At 66.7% G+C, this 20,494-nt stretch carries 7 protein-coding genes; 3 read left to right on the top strand and 4 right to left on the bottom strand.

What is annotated here, in order from left to right; translation table 11 throughout:
- Positions 1–91 precede the first annotated feature (91 nt).
- The 3 genes from KKQ75_RS07390 to KKQ75_RS07400 are packed head-to-tail and all read left to right on the top strand — an operon-like array spanning position 92 to position 14,245.
- On the top strand, positions 92–7,264 hold the full coding sequence (locus tag KKQ75_RS07390; RefSeq protein WP_213361292.1) for a hypothetical protein: 7,173 nt from the start codon (positions 92–94) through the stop codon (positions 7,262–7,264).
- A complete protein-coding gene (locus tag KKQ75_RS07395; RefSeq protein WP_213361293.1) occupies positions 7,264–11,094 on the top strand; it encodes a hypothetical protein in 3,831 nt (1,276 codons plus the stop codon). Before KKQ75_RS07390 ends, KKQ75_RS07395 begins: the two co-directional genes overlap by 1 nt.
- Positions 11,095–11,116: 22 nt before the next feature.
- A complete protein-coding gene (locus tag KKQ75_RS07400; protein WP_213361294.1) occupies positions 11,117–14,245 on the top strand; it encodes a hypothetical protein in 3,129 nt (1,042 codons plus the stop codon).
- Positions 14,246–14,262: 17 nt separating this feature from the next.
- Here KKQ75_RS07400 and KKQ75_RS07405 read toward each other — a convergent pair whose 3' ends face one another.
- The 4 genes from KKQ75_RS07405 to KKQ75_RS07420 all read right to left on the bottom strand — a co-directional run bounded on the left by KKQ75_RS07405 (position 14,263) and on the right by KKQ75_RS07420 (position 20,473).
- Positions 14,263–15,378, bottom strand: a complete 1,116-nt coding sequence (locus KKQ75_RS07405) for a ComEC/Rec2 family competence protein (RefSeq protein WP_213361295.1) — start codon at positions 15,376–15,378, stop codon at positions 14,263–14,265.
- A 2-nt stretch (positions 15,379–15,380) separates the two neighbouring features.
- Positions 15,381–17,936 (bottom strand): hypothetical protein, encoded by a 2,556-nt coding sequence (locus KKQ75_RS07410; RefSeq protein ID WP_213361297.1) that lies wholly within the window; start codon positions 17,934–17,936, stop codon positions 15,381–15,383.
- A 397-nt stretch (positions 17,937–18,333) separates the two neighbouring features.
- On the bottom strand, positions 18,334–19,449 hold the full coding sequence (locus tag KKQ75_RS07415) for a patatin-like phospholipase family protein (protein ID WP_213361298.1): 1,116 nt from the start codon (positions 19,447–19,449) through the stop codon (positions 18,334–18,336).
- Between the two features lie 139 nt (positions 19,450–19,588).
- Positions 19,589–20,473 (bottom strand): ATP adenylyltransferase family protein, encoded by an 885-nt coding sequence (locus KKQ75_RS07420; protein ID WP_213361299.1) that lies wholly within the window; start codon positions 20,471–20,473, stop codon positions 19,589–19,591.
- Between the last annotated feature and the right edge of the window lie 21 nt (positions 20,474–20,494).

The raw sequence follows: 20,494 nt of genomic DNA on the forward strand, positions 1-20,494 counted from the left end.
GGATAGCCCCTGTTGCCTCGGCGGCGGGCGTCCATCGTGTCCCGGGCAGTACTGGACACGCCTTGAACGCAAATGCTTCAGGAGTAGGACGATGACGAACCTGTCTCTGCTGGATCTGGTGTTGCCTTACATGCTGTCCGGACAAGGCCTGGGGCCTTGGCATGCGGCCCTGGGAGCCATCATGGTCGACTGGCATGAAAGTGCCATGGCTGCGGAAGGTATCGCGTTGCGGGGACGTGCGCAGTTCGACCTCTCCGGGCAACCCTACATCGATCCGGCGCGCGGCCGCATCGGCTTCCGCGCCAAGACCGGGGGGGCGCACCCCCATGATGACCCTTCCCGGCGCGACCCCTGGCTGGACCTGCGTGACGCAGGGATCGATTTCGAGCTGCATGCGCCCCGGATGGCCTCCTCCGTCGTTGCGGCGGCTGCGGTATCGTCCGAACCACTCGTCAGTGTTCTGGCTGCCCTTGACCCGCCTCCTCTCGATGTGCCCAGCGATTATGTCAGCACCGAGTTCACGCTCGACATGGTCCTGACTTCGCTGGCGTTGCGCCCGCCCCTGCTGCGCGGCGCGCGCCTGCGGCCGGACGATGGCCTGCTCGAACCCGACGAGGCGCACCCGGACGTGGCCTTCTGGCTGCCACGCCTGAAATTGCGTCTGCAGCAGGATGCGGCCGGCTTGCTGACGCTGGATTTGCTGAGCGTGGGCAGTTCCGGACTGGACGATGCCGGTGACCTGGGGCTGGCCGAGATGGTCCGGATGGAGCCGCCCTACGCCTTCATCGGAGACTCGCGCGTGGTAGGTTTCGGCTTCCGGCGCGCAGTGCTGGACCTGTCCGACCAGTCCACGCCGCCGGAGGTGCTGGAGCAGTTCGGCTACGATGAAAACTGGAAGGGGCTGTATCTGCCGGAGATCCGCCTGTTCGTGGCCCCGCACGGCATGCGCGATCTGGCGGTATCCGCCGGCGCACGCAACCTGCTGATCGGACTGGGAGACTCCCCCGGCATTACGGGCGATTTTGATCAGTCGATCATCAACCAGGGCGGGACGATGTCAGTGTCGGCTCGCTTCTTTGCGGCCGGCAACCGCGTCATCGGCTTCAACTCCCATGCGGATGGGAGTGCGAGTGCCGCCCTGCCACAGAAGACACGCGTCTGCATCGATGCGGCCGGCGCCAGACCGCCGTATGTCTACCAGGCAACACTGGATGGAGCGGCACTCACGGCAGCCGGCGACCCCAATGTCTTCGACCTCGATCTGGCTTCCCGCAACAGTGCAACGCTCACGCTTCAGGCCAGCACCGCAAGCTCCAGTGCCACGCTGACCCTGATGCTGACGCGTCGTGTCGAGCTGGCGCAACCGACACCCGGTGGGGCGCTGGCCCAGCCGGGCATGGAAATCCATACCGACGCCGTAACCATGGGCGGCACGGCCGTGAGCACGCACGAACTGGCCATCATTGCCCAGAATGCAGACTACGCAGTGGTCGCGCTCAGTCCGCCGCATGCGCAAACACAATGGACAGTCAACGGCACGGACAGCGGCCCCTCGACCAGCGTGCAGGTGCCCGTGGCTCCAGGGACGAGCGCGCAGGTCAAGGCCACGGTGCCTGGCGCGGCCGGCGGCATGACGGAACTCGAATGCTTCTTTCGCTTTGACCGCCCCAAACCGAGCCAGCATCCGCATGGTGCCGAATCAGGTGTTGGCGCGGCCACCTCGGACGGGCTGGCCGGGTCGTTGCCGCCGACAGGGCACACGTATTGCGTCGACTCCGGCAACAGTGCCACGCGCCCCGCCGCATCCACACGGGACGATGCCCGCTTTCCGGGTGGCAGCAGTATCGGCCAGGCCTATGGCCCGATTCTGCAGAGCCTGCCCCAATCCGCCAGTGTCACCATTGAAGGCTATGCCAGCACCGAGGCCGACCCGAACGACGGCAGCTACAACCTGCTGCTCTCGCGCCGGCGTGCAGAGGCTTTTGCCGAACTGATTCGTGCTGCTGCGCCGGGCCAGTCCTTCAGCTACACCATCACCGGCAAGGGGGAGCACGGCGATGTCTCCCTGGAATCACGACGGCAGAACTGGCGGGCCGTGGCCCGCACCACGCTGCCCCCGCAACCCGAGACGCTGATCCAGGGCCGCGTCACCCGTGGACAGAACCAGCCGCAGCCGGTATTCGTCGATCCGCCTGACCCGACGCCGAAGCAGCCTGCCACTCCTGACTGGTTCCGCGCCTTGTGCACCAAGGTACGCATCGTGCGCGACGAATTCGTCGCCGTCGAAATTTGCGGCGAATTCGACATCCAGACTCCGACGGAAAACTACCTGCAGGCTCAGGGCCACGGTGGCGACGCAGCCCTGGTCGGCCTGGGCGGCAACCCGGCAGACGGCATTCTCAAGGCGCGCATCCTCTTTCAGATCGACAACGCGACTGGCAACTGGTCGGCACAGGCCTTTCTGGGAGCCGACCCTGCTGACCGCAACGGCCTGTTTATGCTGGGACAGCTTCCTGGCCAGCCACTGCAATCTTCCGATGTCGGCCGCAACTTGCTGGGCATGACGGTGCTGTTCTGGCCCCTGCTGGATGCCACTGCGCCCGCGAACCCGTGCGCCGGCAACCTGATTCCTGCAGCGCTGTCGCTGGGCGCCATTGGTGTTGCCACCGCGCTGGCCGAAGCGGGCTGGTTCACCGTCGAGCGCATCATCTGGTATGGCGGGGAACTGGTGATCAAGCACACCGAGGGGTCCGGCACCGGCGTTGCCCTGCTGCTGGATGTGGAAACCGCCCTGTCCGCCGATGTTTCCCTGGCAGGGTTCACCCTGCTGACGATCCCGCGCGAGCAGCCCATGGTGGTGCGCTACAAGGCCATCGGGATGCGCTTCGGCAGCCAGCCGGGCGAACGCGATTTCCAGTTCCGGCCGGTTTTCGATTCGTCCAAGGGATACACCATCGACCTGTCGAGCCCCGGTGCGATTCGCGTTCCGGACCCGCTGGGCCAGATCGTGCGCATTCTGGGTGCACGCATTGCACGGACCAACCCCCTGTCCTTCGAGTTCGATCTGGGATTCGGCGTGGATCTTGGCGTGGTCTCCATCGACCGCGCCCGTATCCGCATGACGGCTAACACGAACGGCGCCAGTCCCGATTTTGGCGTGGAGTTGACCGCCTTTGGAGCCAGCGTGGATATCCCCGGCGCCCTGGCCGGCAAGGGGTACATGGAGCTGGGTCAGGAAATCGGCGGCCAGATCGACCTGACGCTGGTTCCCATCAGTACCCGTGTGTGTGCCGGCCTGAAGATCGCGCAGATTCCGGAACAGCAAGGTGGCCCCGCCACTGGCGTGATCGTGACGCTGGAGGTGGAGCTTCCGGTCTGCATTCCCCTGGCCAATTCCGGCCTGGGGATCTACGGTTTTCTCGGCCTGTTCGCGATGCACTACGGCCGCAACGAAAGCGGGCTGGAGAATTCGGCCGTGCCGGCGCTGGCCTGGCTCAAGGACCGCGCGGATGGCAACCCCACCAACCTGAGCGCCTGGAAACCGGCCATCGACCGCTGGGCCTTTGGCGTGGGCGCCATTCTGGGCACCGTGGGCACCAGCGTGCTCCTCAACCTCAAGGGGGTGCTGCTGCTCGAGTTGCCGGGTCCGCGCATCCTGTTGCTGATGAAGGCGCGCATGCTGCAGGCCATGCCTGCGCTGGGCGACAAGAATGCCGAAGGCAATCTGCTGGCAGTAATCGACGTCGATGCGGCCAAGGGAACGCTGACCATCGGGCTGGTGGCGGACTACACCATAGATCCCCTGATCCAGCTGCGTCTCCCGGTAGAAGCCTTCTTCAATCTGGGTGACAGCAAGGACTGGCATCTGTATCTGGGACGCTACGATGACCCGGTACAGGCCAGCCTGTTCGGCGTGGTCGAAGGTTCCGGCTACCTGATGCTGTCGGGCAACGGCATTCCGGCCCATGGCAGCCTGCCTGCAGTCCAGGGATTTTCCATCGGCACCGGGCTGTATGCATCCTTTACCTGGGGCAGCGTTCCGGCCCGGCTGTATGCGCGCATCGCGGGCGGCTTCGAGGCGGTGGTCGGCTTCGAACCCTTCCGGCTGAGCGGCACGATGGAGGTCCGCGGTGAATTGCGCCTGTTCATCGTCAGCATCAGCGCCTGGGCCCGGCTGACCATCGATTCAGGGGAGGAACTGGTGAACGGCCTGCTGCGGCAGTTCACGCGCATCGATGGAGAAATCTGCGGCAAGGTCAAGTTCGTGTTCTTCAGCGTGAAGGGGTGCGTGCACTTCAGGCTGGGAAACAGCAATATTCCTGCACCCGTGGCGCCAGAACTGGTGCGCGACCTCAAGCTCGTGTCCCGCTCGCCCGCCCTGGTCGTCGGAACCGGCGTCGACCGAGGAGTGGATACCGGCATAGGCACCGGTGTGCGCACGGCAGACGCCCAGCCACCCATTGACGAAAATGCCATCCCGGTGGTGCCCATCGACGCCATTCCGGTCCTGATGATGAGTGCCCCGCCCCAGGCTGACAGTCTCAAGATCTGGGACAAGCCGCCGACGACGCCTTCGGGCAGCAGCAGCGACGGCTGGACGCGTCGCGGGAGCAACTGGTACCACTACCAGCTGCACGAAGTGGTGGTGGAGCAGCCGATCGGCCCCGGACCGGCACCCAGCACCTGGTGGACCGCCAAAAAGCCCACGGATGAGAATGCCGACGTGCAGCTGGCCCTGCTTTCTTGGGTGCCAGTGGCCACACCCAAGGCCTTCACGCGCGGCCGCTTTCAGGAAGAAACCATCGTGGAACGCTGGGGCACGGTGTGTCACCCGGCTGCGCCTGCTACATCGACGCTCTGGACTTTCGGCGACACACCACTGGGCATGTCGCCCCACGGCTGGACCCTGGTCGGGCAGGCCTGGCCCGATCCACCAGACACCGTGCGATCACGGGCGCCCGACCTGCAACTGCAGATCACGGAGCGCTGGCGCTGCGGTCTGGAGCATTACGACCAGATGCGAGGCATCATTGCCGCCAGCGTACTGGGCGTGGCCAGCGCCTGCCCTCCGCTGCGCAAGAAAGAATCGCAGGAGAAGCCATCCGGAAAACCATGGCGCCCGGTATTTCATCGTGAACTGTTGCCGGATCAGCCCCTCACTCTCACCGAAGTGCTGGGCCGCATGCAGACGGGACAGTCCCTGTCACGCGCAGAAGTGCTCACCCAGGCCGGCACCCTGGCCGCAACGCAGTGGGGCGCCTATGTTCCGACCGAAAAGCAGCGAACAGCCGCAAAGCCCTGCTCGGCCCGTGCCCTCGGCGCCGCCATGCCGGACGACAAGGCGCCCGTCGCATTCGGCGATCCGGACGATGCAGAGGCTATCGTCCGCGCCTGGAAGCTGACTGGCTTCGAGCCCGGGGAACTCGGTAACGCCCTGACCCTGCATACAGGCCCGATCGTGGCCGGGCGCGTATTGCTCCTCGTCAGTTCGTTCGTGCTGCGTCAGAAGGCACTGCGCATCCGCCTGCTCGACAAGGATGGCATAACGCTGGGTTACCGCGACGTCTCGGACCCGGACCTGGTGACGGTGCGGGGCTGGCCTGTCGAGTGGACCGACCTGCAATCGCCTTGGTACGACGCGATCTGGCTGGCAGCACGGTTCATGCCGCCCGGCGCTGAAGGAAAGCTGGGGAGCTATGTCAGTGTCATTGTCGACCTCAAGGGTGATTCTGCATGCCATCGTGTGGAAATCGGTCTGCGCCGGGGCAGCTATCTGGTGGATGAGCCCGCACGACTGCTGCGTCCGTTCTATCTGTGCGCCATCGAAATGATGCGCGTCGGCGAAATGGAGCGCCACGATTACGACGAGACCACCGTCACACGCAACCGGGAGGCCGCTGCGGCGGTATTGGGCCCCGACTCTGCCAACGAGGCCCTGCTGCTCCCCGATACGCTGTATCGCGTCGAAGCACGCTGGAGCGGCAAGGTGATCTACCAGGATGCCCGCCCCACGCCCGAACAAGCTGCCGCACTGCAGGCCACCGAGCACCACAGCCACTTCTGGTTCCGCACCGACAGGCACCCCCCGCTGCGCCTGGATCCCTGGATGCTGGTGAGCCTGCCCACGCCCGATGAGCGTCATTGCTTTACGGGCGATCCGCTCAGTCTGGTGTTTGCCACCCCGTCCGTCATGCGCCTGTACGAGGCCTACGGCAAGAAGCTGCAAGTGCGCATCAAGGCGGCATCGTTCCGGCACCCGCCTTCGACTGTCGCCGTGCCGCACCCGTTCCCGATCACCATGGCGACCGTCCGGCCGGTGGCCGCGAGCATTGTCTCTCCGTTCGAAGAGGTGCTGTCCGAACTGGTCAGTGGCAAGAAGCTGCCTCCGGGCGCACTGGGGCCAGGCGACGCCGCCAGGACAGACCCGGACCAGAAGCACATTCCCGGCCTGGGCACGAGCAAGCCCGGCAGTGGTCTGCCCTGCATCGCCGTGGACGAAGAGCGGATCCGCCATTCGCGCGTGGACATCCCGTTCGCCCTGGATCCGTTTACCGACTACCTGATCGTGGTGGAGATGGTTGACATGCAGACGGGCACTTCAGGCACTCCGGTGGAAGTATGGCGACGCGGGTTCTCTACGGGTGCCTATGCATCGCCGCAAGCCCTGGCCACCGCCTTTCTGGGCTATCGGCCGGAGCATCGCTGCGTCAGGGCAGGGAGCATTGCGGGTCTGGCAGGCACATTTCCCGCAAGCGCATCCGGGAACAGCGTGCAGGCCGAGGGGGCCGACTTCGACACGGCACTGCAAGCCTGCGGCATCGAGCCCAGCCTCCCGCCGAAGGAGCCGCGTGTGGTGGCTCTGTGGGAGCAGACAGGGAATACGCCGCCGCAACCCCGGGCCGTGCTGGTGGATGCGCCCGAGCCCCTGCATCGCACTCGTCAGCTGCCGACTCGCATACAGGAGCAGACGCCCGATCGGCCCTCGCGCTGGGAACTGGAGTCCCATGCCTGGCTGGCTCTGGAGGCATACCGGCCCCAGCCGGATGAAATGGTGGCCGACGACGTCTTCGACCGTGTCATCTATGCGCCCGGCGGACAGCGCGCCATCGTACTGCTCAAGCCGGATAGCCGTGGCAAGTCCTTGCAGTTGGGGCTGACGCGGACCCGGTTCAGACATCCCCACCTGGACGGCACCGACGCGGTGGATGAGAGTTACAAATTGGGCTTCGTCGGCTTGCATGCAGCCCCTTGGGAGGAAACATGATGCGTCTAGTAGCTCCCCGGCAGTTCCTGCTGGATGCTGCGGTGCTGGATTGGACCAGCATCGCGCGCCGCCGCAAGGATGACAACTCCGACTGGATGGATGACCTGCGCGAACGGGGCATCGGGAACGGGAGCACCATCCAGTTGCGCTGGATGCTGCGCGCCGCTTCCAGCGACGAGAACGATCCCGAGCCCGCGCTGGGCATGCCGACGGAGCCCTTCCAGGTCTGGATACGCCGGCCCGTTCTGAAGGACATGAAAGCGCTGGACTTTTTCCCGCCCGTGACCGCCCCGCTGGGAACGGTCATCCGCCTGAAGGCCCGACCCCAGGCCTACGTCCGGGTCAGCTTCGATCTGGCCGGACAGCCCGCGCTGGCGCTGGCACTGTCCGGCCCGCCAGGGCTGGAGTCCATCGCGGCCTTCGTGGCAGTGCCTGCCGGCTCGACCAGCGTGGTGCTTGGAGCCAGCCACATCGTCGCTGTCCAGTTCGTGACGCAGTCCGGTACTCCCTGCTCCGTGCAATCCATCCAGGGCATCAGCGCTCAGGACTACGCCAACAGCGACGAGTGGAAGTTGCTGGAACTGGTAGGGCTGCCGGTCGACGGGCCACAGTGGCATGCCCACGCGGGGCGGCAAGGCATGATGGGGCACCCTCTGTCCCCGGTGGAGGCCGCGCTCGATCGCCTGCGCCGCGGTGCTGCACCCTTCGGCTGGCCCTTGGTGATGGGGAACCTGCCGGCTCCGGACTGGAAGCGCCCCGACTTCAAGGGACTGGTCTCCGACGTGGAGCAGGATCTGCTGCACGACCTGTATCAAGCCATGCAACTACCGCCACGCGACCAGGCCGCCTTCACTCTGGAGCGCGCGGTGGAATCGCCCCAGGGCGCTTCGGGCACCATGCAGGACGCCTCCACCGCCACGTACGCTCCGCTATCCATGTTGCTCATGGGAGTGAGCACGGATCCGCTGCTGGCGCTCGCCTGCGGCTTTGGCACGGCCTACACCAGCCTGGAACTTGGGGACGCCAAGGCGGTGCATGAGGCTGCCAATCTCCGTCCGGATTTCATGGTCACGGCCCGCTGGGAAAAGGGGCTGGATGGCCAATCCGCCCCCCTGGAAATGGCGGCGTTGGCGATCCACCTCCGTCCGCCTCTCGCCATACCGTCCCCGGCGCACATGCAGGCGCTGGAGCAGAGCCTGAGCCGCCCGCCGCAACCGGACTCCAGCTGGAGTACCGGCGTGCAGATCGGGTGGGATCGCCTGCCCGAGATGCGCCTGCTGCGTCCCTGCAGTCATGCCGTGGCGCGCGGAGATCCGGCCCGACCGGCACAGCGTGCTCAGGCCGTGATGTCACCCCGCCCCAGCGGTGGCGTCATCCCGCTGGCCCTGGTCGCCCCCCACGCCCAGGATCCCACCCCGCACCGCCTCCATGCACTCGATCCCGGCCTGGAACTGCCCCTGAGCACGGCTCCTGCCTGGGCCCGCTACGGCATCACCCTGCAGGACATCTGGGGGCAATGGAGTGCCTGGTCCGTGACCGATTTCCAGCGCGCGCAACCGCCGCTGGATCCGCCCCGTGTCCTGCACATGCAGTTGCAGGCCATTCCCAGGCAAGCCGGTCGCGTCTGCGATGGCGTACTGACGCTTGACCTGGCCGTGGACTGGAAGGTGCGCCGGCCGCAGTCGATCGAGATTGTCTGCCGCCTGTTCGATGCGCCCTTGCTCGGTGATACTCCCCTGCCCGACAGCTCCGTGCCCTCTGGCGTGCAATGGCAGGCCGGCGGCGCCATCGCCAGCCCGGTCTCCATTGCCTTCGCCGGCGATGCCGACACCCTGCCAGCAGCCGGCCCGGTCAGTATGACGTATTACGACCTGCAGGGCGACAAGCTGGTAACGCCCGGCCCGGTGGACAACGACCCGCAGCAGGATACGCGCCGCTACCGCATCCGTATCGAGGGCTTCGCGCTGGATTACAGCGCCCACCGGCATATCGGCATTGCCGTGTGGTGCCGCGTGCGCGAACGCGCCGCACCTCAGCGCGTCTCCGCCTGGCCGTCCACCCCGCCCGCAGGACCGGCGCTGGCCTTTGCGTCCGATCCGATTCCCCCGGTCCTCGATTTGCCCACGCCCGCCCTGGCCAGCCTCCCGGATGCAGCAGGTGAATGTCATGTGCGCCTGCTTCTGCCCCTGACTGTGGCTGGCGTGATCGGCTACTTTATCTACGAATCCAGCGAGAGCCAGCTACTCGGGCTGGAAGACGGCGCCTCTGCCGGGCTGGTGCAGGGCCCGGACATGCGACAGGGGCTGGCCCAGCGACTCGCCCGGGTCCTGGCGCTGATGCGCCACAAGGCGGTACGCCAGATCTTCACCCGTCGCAACGCAAGCCCCATCGTCACCCGCTCAAGCATCGATATTGCATTGCCCCGCGGCAGCCGCGACATGCACTTTTACGTCCTCATCGGTGTCAATGCCGGCAATATCGAATCGGCATGGCCCACGGGCGAAGCGTTGATCGAGCAGGTGCAGCGTTTCGTCGCACCACAGGTCAGCATTCCGCCGGCTCCCTTGCTGGAGGTCCGGCGCATGGCGACCGGCACTCCCTCGGACTGGGCCACCCACGTCGACATCCGGAGCCAGCCCGGCGCGCAGGTGTCGCATTTCGAGCTGTTCCGTACCCGTGCAGAGGCCGCAGTCCGGTCGCTGGATGCCATGGGCCCGCCCGTGGCCACCATTTCCGGCAGCGGCAACGGCTGGACCATGGAGCCGCTGCCAGCGCCCGATGGCGTGAGCCTGCAACGCGCCACCGGCCAGGATGACCCTGGCGGCTCCTGGAAACGGGTCTGGTACCGTGCCGTCGCCTGGGGAACCGCAGAGGATGACGAAGGAACGCTGGCAGGACGCTCGGAGCCTTCGGCAGCCGTTTCGGTCGTGATTCCTCCTGCAGCCGCGCCCGACCTTTCCCCGCTCACGGCCGTCTGGCCGGGAGGCTCGCCAGACCTGGTGGAAGTACAGTTCTCCAGCACCGCCCCCTGGCAGCCCACGGCACTGGGACCGCACGAGCTGCGTGCCCATGCCAGCGCCGGCAAGACGCCCATGCTCTCCGTGGAGCTGCCGCTGGATCGCCTCCCCACAACGGCACCTGCGGCCGATTCGGGCGCGTGGCGGATCGCGCTGCCGGATGCGGGCACCACACAGTATCGGCTGCTGCTTCGCCGCGCCGACATCCAGCAGCCCGTCGCCATCTCCGTCCATCTGGTCGACCCGCTGGGGCGCACCACGGAGCGTTTGCTGGCCATTCCCGCCGGGCCGATCGACCCTGATCCCGACGTGCTGGGCCTGAATACCTTCGGCATCAGCGGCCGGGGAACGGTCATCAGCTGGCAAAGCCATGCACCGACCGAGCCCCGCAGCAGTGGCCACTACCGCCTGAGCATCACCCTGACTCCCAAGTCGAAACCTCCGGGGATCCCGCGCCCCGTGCCCAATCCGCGTTCGCCCCGCCCTGGCCGCCTCACTCCCGGCGAGTTGCTGCGCAAGCCCTGGCCCGTCGAACGCACCGTCGAGCCGGCCATCCTGCGCACGCCCAGCATCCCCGATATCGAATCGCTGACCGGCAAGCCCAAACCGCTGGTGATCACCATGAATCTGGCAGAGGTTCCCCTTGCGGGAACGCCCCAGAACCCCGTGGAGCCTGATCGTGCATGGCGGCTGGAGCGCAATGCCGGCCTTCATGGGCTCGTCAGCTACACCTTGTTTTATGCTGGCAGCCTGGATCGCGTCACCGTGAGCATCACCGCACCGGATGGACGCCACGCCCAGGCCAGCCGCTAACCCTTTGTACCGAGGTGATGCCATGCCCGCAACCATTGCCACGCTGACCACGCCCTTCGCCCAGCAGCGCCTGCAGGAAGATGGCCTGACCGCGCTGGGCCTGACCATGCCGCTGTTCGCCATGCGCTGGTCTGCCTCCAGCCAGCCTGCCACCTTTCTTGCCGACGAACTGGCGCTTGCCTTGCCCGAACCTTGTGCGCCATTCAGCGGCATGCTGGAATGGCTGGAGTCCGGCAGCGAATTCATCGATGCTTCCGGAGTGCCGATCACGGACGCCGTTGCCGTGGTGCGCCTGCACCCCCAGGCCGCGCAACGGCTCGAACGGCTGGCCGCAGCCCGTTTCACCAGCGATGGCGTGCTGCTGCAGCCGGTCCCGGTTGCCTTTGTGGTGCGACTCGCCGACAAGCCCGACCGGACGCCCCAGCGCATGGAGGCGGGTGATGCCCTGGGCGGAGACATTCCCGCATCCGCGCTAGCCTCTTTCCACGACACGCGCGGCATGATCATCTGCCCGGTGGCCGTGGCGGCCATGCTGGCCGACCTGCTCACGGCATTGCCGGCCCTGCGCCATCCGGCCGCCACCGGCAATGCGGGAGACCAGAACGGCCTGACCACACTGGCGGCGCTGGCTACCGGCAACCATGTCATGCTGTGCAATCTGCACGGTGCACTATTCTCCCCCCTTCCCGGCACCGGCATGATCGTGCAGGGGGGAGGCAGCCCCGGCAATGCCGATACCGGACACATCACCCTGAGCCCCGGCCAGCAGCTGCAGGCCAGCAGTGCAAGCCTGCAACGCCTGCACTGGGGCTGGGCTCCGAACGGCACGCTGGACCAGCTGCCCCTGCCGCTCCCGGGCCTGCCAACCAGTTATCCGCCGCCCCTTTTCAACGGAGTTGCTGCTCCAACTCTGGCACGCAGGTTCCTGCGCGTGTTCGTGGTGGATGCTGCCTGGCATCTGCTGGGCAACCGCAGCCTGGAGAGCATTCGCGGCATCCCCGGGGACGATGGCAATACGCCCACCGACCTGCTGCCACCAGTACGGAACCACGTCACCCTGGATTACCTCACCGACGGCCCCGACGTCCTGGCTGCGTCGCGCCAAGTGGTGGAGCGGCTGACCAATGCGGGAGACGGTCTGGTCATGGCCTGCTCCCCACAATTCGCCCCCACCGGACTGCCGCCTGCTCCCGGCGCACCCGCACACTGGCCCGCCTTTCCCTCACCCAGCACCGCCACGTTCGGAGCCAGCCTGCCGTCTCCCGCCGCCGGACTGTCGGCACGCTGGGCCACCAGCGCATCGCTGGACGTGGTGGTGACGGTGGCCGCCGCTGCCACGCCGGCAGGCACCGGCATTCGCATCTATCCGCGCCAGTTCCAGGAAATCGTCACCTTCTCGGCAGAACCCTCGTTCCGGCGTGGCGACGGCGGCGCGGCACTGGCTGATGGTTTCAATCCCACCGAAGTCCTGCTGGCCAACCCCTTCGGGTTGCCAGAAGGCGCCAACCAGCCTCCTGATCCGACGCTTGTCATGGATATCGTGCTGGCTGCCTCCAATGGCCGGCGCCGCCTGTTTGGCGGATTGAGCGCGGCGGTCAGCGCGCCCGGTACACCCCCCGCACCTCCCGCCTTTGGCGGGCTGGACATGCTGCCTGCGATCCCGCCCAACATGCGTGGCATCTGCCCTGTTCCGCTATTCGGCCTCAAGCCGGCAGCGGTTCCCCCGGGCGGTTCGCCCGGCAGCGTGACCGAGTTGCTGCGCAAGTTTGCGTCCGAAACCACACCGCGCACCGGCCCGCGTCTGCCGATGCAGGCACGTTTCGAAACCATCGTGGCCAGCGCGGTCGGCCCCGCCGCGCCGGATGGCGCGCTGGCCTGGCAGGCCGTGTGCACCGGAGCGCGATGGATGGACGAATCCCGCTCGGCCCGACACGCCCTGGGGAACCCCGGCAATCCCCCCGGCCCTGATGTGCATGCCAGCGGCCTGCGGGTGGATGGCCAGCTGGCCCATGACCTGGCCTGGCATGCCCTGCGCCGGGCTCGCCCGCTGTTGCCGCTGCCGGGATCTCCCGGCGTTCTGGATGGCTGGCTGCTGTTTGCTGCAGGAGACAATTTCAACCTGCCGCCAGTGCCCGCCGGGGCCGGCAGCCCGACCGGCATGGGTGCGCTGCTGCAGACGGTTGCCCCGCAATGCGAAACCCCCGAGCTTTCGCTCGCACCGGACAGCATGTTTTCCGGCCCCGCTCCCAGCCTGCAGGCCATCACCGATGATCTGGCCGGCCGCCTGGGTATCAGCCCCTCGCCCGCCATCAGCCTGCACAATGCCGACCGTCAGCTGGCACAGGTAAGGCGCGAATACTGGGTCTCACGCAAGGGGCGGCGCGACACCCTCTGGTCACTGCGCAGGGTACTCGCCGATGCACGCGAACTTGTCTACATCGAGAGCGCGCAGTTTGCGCGCACCGCACAGCCCGGCCAGACGGGCGCGCATGCCATCGACCTGGTGAATGTGCTGCTGGAAAGCATGACGCAACATCCTGCCTTGTGTGTCATCGTCTGCGTTCCGCGCATGACCGACATGCAGGCCTCTCACGGCGGCTGGGTACGCCAGGCGCTGGCTGCCCGCCGTGAGGCTGCCATGGCTTTCGCGGCCAACCCCACTGTCGCCCGACGCTTTGCGCTGTTTCACCCAAGCGGTTTTCCGGGTCGCGCGGTCGCCTTGCGCGGCAGCACCGTGATTGTCGATGATGTGTACGCGCTAACGGGCAGCAGCCACTTCCGCCGGCGCGGCCTCACGTTTGACGGCGCCGCCGATCTGGCGACGCTGGACCGTGCACTCGATCAGGGCTACAGCCGCCGCATCCGTGCCTTCCGGCGCCTGCTCATGGCAGGCCGGCTCGGGATCACACCACCAGCAGGCGCCAACTTGCCCCTCAGCGCCGAATGGATCCGCCTGGAGCGTCCGCGTAGCGCCTTCGCCCTGGTGCAGGACATGCTGGAGCAAGGGGGACTGGGTGTCATCCAGCCACTCTGGGAAGGGCCTGCCGACGACAGCGTGCTGCCACAGACCGCAGCGGTGGCCGATCCGGATGGCGCTGATAGCAGCAATTTCCTGCCCCTGTTTGCCACGCTGCTGGGCCCGGATGCCTGATACCGAGCCATCCGCCGTCAATCCGTGCGCTCCATGCGCAGCACCATCGGCGCATCCGGCTGCGGGTTGTAGCAAGTGCGATAGCCCAGCTCCGAACGGCGTGCATCGTCATCCCAGGGTGCCGTACGCTCGGAGCGGTAATTGAAATGCAGCTCCGGCGGCTGCACGACCGACCGTACGATGATGCGCTCGATCGCCTCGTCGTCAGGGTGCCCGAAAATCGCCCCGTTGCTGCTGATCAGGAAGCGGGGGGACTCAATCAGCGCCAACAGGGCATCGCTGGTGTTCGACTTGCTGCCATGGTGCGCCATCTTCACGGCATCCACCTGCAGGCGCCGCTGCCCGCGCTCGCGCAACAGGCGCTTGAGCGATGCAACGATCAGCCCCGGATGGGCATCGCCAAGCAGCAACAGGCGCATGCCGTGGTACTCCAGCAGAAAGGCAATGCTGGCCCCATTGGGCACTGCGCGATCCGGTAGCGCCTGTCGCAACAGGCGCGCGTCCAGCTCTGGCGTGGAGCCCAGCAGCGTCTTGTCGGTGAGGTATTTCTTCTGGGTTGCCAATGCAGCCCAGGCCGCCTCCAGATCGCCTGGCGCAAACCGGGTCAGCGTCTTGCGCCACATCTCGCGCATGCGGTCGAGTTTGGCCCGTGTCGGCGACAACAGCGTCAGTGTGGGGCCGTTCTTCAGCGTGATGCGTGGCAGTGGTCCCTCCTCCGGCACCACTACGGCATCGCCGCCAAAGGCCTTGTTCCAGCGTCCTGCGCCAAGCCGGTTCTCGATCAGCGCACTGAAGAACTCCCCCTGGTTCGCCCCCAGGGTCTGCTGCTCCAGATGCTTCCAGCCGTTGAACCACACATCCCGCACATCGAACTGCCAGGCCGGACGCGGTTGTGCAAACAGCCGCACCAGACCGTCGACATGATCGGTATCCACATGCGTCAGCACCATCAATTCGAACAGGCGATCCCCTTCCGGCAACTGTTCCATGCGACGCTGCAGTGCAGCGTAGGCACCGATCGGGCCCCCATCAATCAACAGGCGCCGCGCCACCGCACCACGGCCGTACTCGATCCACAGACAATCACCGTGCAGGGCCGGCAGCATCTCGATCTGCAGGAAATAGGGATCCATCTTCACAGCCTCCAGTCGGCATCGCCAAAGGCGACCACGCACAGCGCCATCGGCTGGCTCGCCAGCAGTGCCCGGCACTTGGCCTGTCGCAGCAACTCGCCCAGATGCGGCTGTCCGCCAGTTGCAGCCACTTGCTCCAGCAGGTCCGCCACGATGCGTGTTCCCACCTGCACGGCATGTGCTCCCAGCACCGTGGCAATCGTCGACACCACCACCGCCGCCCCGGCCTGGCGGAAGGCGCTCACGTGCGAGGAGAAGGGTTCGGTACTGCCTGCCGTGTCACACCCCAGCAGCAGTACCAGCGGCGGATCGCCCCCCGGCCGGCGCACATGCCACGGCCCATGCGCAGCAGCCCCCTCTACCGAGCCCACCGGGTAGAAGCGGATGCCACGGGTGCGGATGGTGCTGTTGCCCAGTTCCAGTTCGCGGGTGGAGCCGCTGCCGGTGTTGTGCGGAAAGGCCACCAGCCATTGCGGCGCATGGGCCTGCACGGCAGTCGCCCATTCGTCCCAGTCCTTCACCCGCTCCACACTGCCTTGCAGATGCTTCCGCAACTCATGCAGCAAGCCGTCCACGCTGCCATGCGCCACGCGTCCGCTATGGCCCACCACGGCACCTGCCTGCAACTGCAGCTTCTCACGCGCCTGCGTCGGCTCGCTCAGTACCACCAGCGGGTGCCCTGCATCGGCCTTCGCCGGCGCATCCTGCACGTGGCGCTCGATCACCTTGCGCAAGCCCCAGAAGCCCATCGGACAGACATGCCGGCCCGGATGACGCTGCCCTTCGCAGCCGGGATTGCAACGCCCCTGCGCCAGCGCCTCCCGATGCTGCGGGCAGACACTGGCCCCGGATCCGGTTCCCAGCTCGTAGTCGTACACAAACTCCAGCGGAATCACGGCATCGCTGCGGGTCTGCACCAACTGGATGTGGCCCACCTGATCGGAACGCACATCCAGTGCACCTTCCCGGTTCTGCGCGAGTTGATCCAGTACCAGTTGCGCATACAGTTCCCGCCCGCAAAATGCCAAATCAAGCAACAACTGCGGATTGTCCTCGGCATCGAGCCCCTGACCGTGACCCTGCGTGTTGTGCGCCACCGCCGAGAGCAGGGTCCCGATTTCTCCCGCAACCTGCTGCACGCCGGTCAGGTCCGTGGCCCAGGCCTTGCCACCGCTCACCGATGTCGCGCGGGCCGTGCCATCTGCATCCGGTGCACCTGCCACCAGCGCCAGATCAAAGCGCCTGCGTGCGTCCAGGCTGCTCCAGTCATGGCGCACCTCGGCTTCGGTTTCCAGTATGATCCGCCTGCGTCCCGCAGCCTGGCGCGACGGCACCACCTGTGCCCGCAATTGGGCCGTCTGCAGCACCCGGTTGCGGTGCAAAACGGCAATGCGCGCCAGGAACGCCCCTTCGCGCCGCGGCACAAAGTCGAACAAGGCCTGCGTGCTTTCGCCGGTGCGAGGCAGGGTAATGTCCTGCTGCAGCGGCGCATCAAGCTGACCGGGCTCGTGGAACAGCACGGTGAGCCGGTGGCTGTCCTCGTTCGGCGGCAACTCCCGATCCGGGAAAGCATGGCTCCCGCTTTGCCAGCCGCTGGCCTGCTGGCTGCCGATCCGCACCTTGAGCAGCACCGGCTCGCCCAGAACATAGGCATTGCGAATCTGTCGCAGCCGGCCGTCCCTGGACTTCACCCAACTCTGTTGCTGCAGATGGCGAGCTGCCACCTGTTCGGCCTGCGCCTGCGCCGCCTCCTGCCGCAATGCCTGAGCGGCTTCGGTCATGGCACTCGCCTCATGCGCCTCGCCTGCATAACGATGGCGCACACTGGCACGCCGGATGGCCTTGCCCAGTTCATGCGCCTCCGTCTGCAAGGCATCAGGCGCTCCCCCCACCGGAACGGGATCAGCGCTTCCCAGCTGATGCATGGCCTGCGTGCTCATCTTCACGCTGGCGCCCCTTGGCTGTCGCACCAGCCTGGCGGACAGCTCTGCCATCTGCGCGCGCATGCGCCAGTGCTGCAGCAAGCCTGCTCCGGCGGCCAACAGCGCAGCGTGACCGAACACCGCGCGGACCACCAGATCAAGCGGGCGATCCTGCATCATCTGCAGGCATGCCTCCCGCACACGCTCAGCCAGCTCGCCTGGCGGCAAGGGCTCCGCGAGCAGCACGATGCCACTGGCAGACACGCGGGACACCAAAGCCTGCACCAGGGCTGCGGCCCCCGGCCGCCCCGCGTCATGACCGTTGACCAGCACCAGCCTGGCTTTCAGTTGCAGCGGCGATTGCAGCAAGCCTGCCAGCGCCCGCTCCAGCGGCTGTCCGAACACCAGCAATGCATGCCGCTCGGCATCCGGTGCCGCCGGCACATAACGGAAAGGCCAATGCGCCGGCTGAAAATCATTCAGGCGCCCCAGATGCGCCGCCGCCGGATCATCGGGCAATGCCGACACGGTCAAGGGAAAGCGCAGGGCCTGCATCTCGGCCCAGCCCGGCCCGCCGCGGATGTGTACCCCTGCCACCTCGTCCGGCAGCAGCAACCATTGTGCCAGGATGGCCACCTGCGCCCAGGGCAGGGCTGCGTACGCTACTTTATGCCCTCGGGGGATCGATTGCCGCACGATCCTGAAAGCAAGCCGCCGATGCTCCCGCACCAGGGCATGCCAGCGCTCCAGCAAGCGCTCCGGCGCCGGCAAAGCTCTCAGTACCGCTGCTTGCCAGGCCTCGCTGGGACTTTCAGAGCGCCCGCGCGACAGGACGCCTGCAACGCCCGGCCAGGCCCATTCCAGCCGGTACGGGTCCGGACCACCGCCCCGCCCCTCATCGCCCGCTGGCGCCGCAGACCCCATCCCGGCCACCGCAAGACAACGCGCAAAATCCAGATCCGCCAGCCCAAGCCCCCAGGCCTTCAGGAACAGGCGATCTCTCCCGTGCAACGACATGGCCGGCTCCCCTGCGTCAATGCGGTGCAAATTCCGGCAGCGGCCAGCCCGAGGCGGGCGCCAGCGGCAGGCGTGCGCGAGTGCGCAGCGCTGCATCCGCCAACGCATAGGCCCAGTTGATCAGCACCCCCTGTGTAGCCGCATCCGTACTGGCCAGCCGCGTGGGCACGGTCTGCAGTCCGCGTGTCATGGCGTTGTCGCCAGAAAGCACCCCGCTCGCACCGTAATCCGCAATCTGTGTGCCAATTCCCCAGTAGGCACCGCGCCGGCGGCCTTGCGCAAACTCTTCCACCAGCTGCCGCTTGCGCAAGGCCCGCCCCTGGTCGATGAAGATATCCCGGATACGCGAGAGCTGGCTGAAATAGTCGGACCGTACCGAAGCCTCCATCGTGAACGGCGCGCCGGCGTCGCTCACCAGCTGGATGCCCTCATTGAGCGATTCCAGGCCCATGTTGTCGTAAATGCCGCCGTCGGCCAACACGATCTCGCGACGCAAGTCGCGCAACAAGCCACTGTCCAGTTCCCAATCCGCATCCTGCCAGTCAGCCGGGTCGGTATCCAGGGTGACTGGAGAAAAGATCGGCGGAAAGGCACTGGAAGCCGTCACCGCCGTGGCCAGCAAGGGATTGGCCACGCGGTTGGTTCCCAGGCGGTAGTCGGCCAGCATGTCCTGGCGAAACCGGAAGCTGCGCCCGGTTTGCAGGTTGGTGGCATAAAACACGAACAGCGGCACCTGACTGGTTTGCCGCGCCGGCAAATCATGCATGCGCAGGTCGCCAAACAGCTCGTCGCGGTAGTGGCGGCACAAATAATCAGCCGCCGAGCGAAAAGGGGTGATCCAGCCGAGCAGGCCGGCCTCCACATCGGCGGTCAGCGCGCAGAACTGCTGCACCGTCTGCACCACCTCCTCGCGAAAATTGCGCGCCCTGCCATCATGAAAATCCAGCGCGTGCCAGCGGCTGGCCAGAATACCCGCCATGATCGAGCCGCCGGACACGCTGGTGACACGGTCCAGCCGCCCCAGCAGGCCGGCATCATTCAGGCGCCAGAGGCTGCCCAGGCCGAACAGCGTGGCCCGAAAGCCGCCTCCCGACAGTGCCAGACCGAGGGTTGTTCCGTCTGCAAGCGCCATGATCCGCTCCCTCGCAACGCCCCGTGCCAGACTGGCACAACGGTAGCGTGCATAGAGGCATGCTAGCAGCATCCTTGCGGCGTGGACACCCGCATTTTCACGGCCCTGCGGCAGGCGCACGCGCGCTGCGGCGCCAGGGTCACAACCGCCCGAAACCCACCCCCGCCAGCACCTGCAGCGGCCCGGCCTGCTGCACCAGATCCACCTGCTCGCGCGTGCGGGTGTACAGCGTGCCGCCAAAGCAGATCGCACTCAACGAAATGCCCTCGTACTGCTCCTGGCTGCGCGGGATCAGCAGCATCCAGCCATCACCGGCCAGCATGTTGTAGGGCGGCATGAGGCCGTCGGCGCCGGGCTGCAGGCCCAATTCGGCGCAGCCCTTCTCCCAGGCCTGCTGCAGATTGGCGGCGGCCTGCTCTACCGCCATGCCGGGGCCGCTGTCCACCCGCACAAAGCAGTGCTGCATCGGCAACGCCGGGTGGCGGGCCATGCCCAGGGGCGGCAGATCCTGCGGCAAACCGGCACTGAACAGAGCCAGCCCGGCATTGTCGTCGGTGGACGGAATCCACTGCACATGCTTGTGCCGCTGGCTGGCACCTGCCGCCGTACCGCCGTTGTACAGGCCCAGTCCGCCCGCTTCCGTCATCACGCGCGCCAGCGCGGTGAAATCGGCCGCCGTGAGCGGCAGCAGCTGCTCCTCGAACTCGCGGCAGGCCAGCACCAGATGCTGCACGCTCAACGGAAACTTGTTCAGGATCGCCACATGGGTATCGCCCAGCGGCCCCACCGTCAGCTCCGGATCGGGGTTGAGAAAGGGATTGAAATTCGGATCCCGCGGCCCGCCGGGGATTGCGGCCGGCTTGCTCGCATCCTTGGCAGCCAGCGACGACACCCAGCGCACCACAAACGGCAGGCCCTCCTGCTCGATCCGGATCTGCTCGGACTGCACGGGCTGCAGGGCACCGCTGGCCAGCGCGCTGGCGCTGCGGGCGTCGACGGACTGCATCAGGGAACTCTGGGACATGGGACTCTCCTCCTTTTTCGT

The sequence above is a fragment of the Brachymonas denitrificans genome (assembly GCF_907163135.1).
GTDB classification, from domain to species: Bacteria; Pseudomonadota; Gammaproteobacteria; order Burkholderiales; family Burkholderiaceae_C; genus Brachymonas; species Brachymonas denitrificans_A.

Excerpts from the sequence above, each read along its gene's own strand:
- KKQ75_RS07390 (WP_213361292.1), top strand. The coding sequence starts at position 92 with ATGACGAACCTGTCTCTGCTGGATCTGGTGTTGCCTTACATGCTGTCC.
- KKQ75_RS07395 (WP_213361293.1), top strand. The coding sequence starts at position 7,264 with ATGCGTCTAGTAGCTCCCCGGCAGTTCCTGCTGGATGCTGCGGTGCTG.
- KKQ75_RS07400 (WP_213361294.1), top strand. The coding sequence starts at position 11,117 with ATGCCCGCAACCATTGCCACGCTGACCACGCCCTTCGCCCAGCAGCGC.
- KKQ75_RS07405 (WP_213361295.1), bottom strand. The coding sequence starts at position 15,378 with ATGGATCCCTATTTCCTGCAGATCGAGATGCTGCCGGCCCTGCACGGT.
- KKQ75_RS07415 (WP_213361298.1), bottom strand. The coding sequence starts at position 19,449 with ATGGCGCTTGCAGACGGAACAACCCTCGGTCTGGCACTGTCGGGAGGC.
- KKQ75_RS07420 (WP_213361299.1), bottom strand. The coding sequence starts at position 20,473 with ATGTCCCAGAGTTCCCTGATGCAGTCCGTCGACGCCCGCAGCGCCAGC.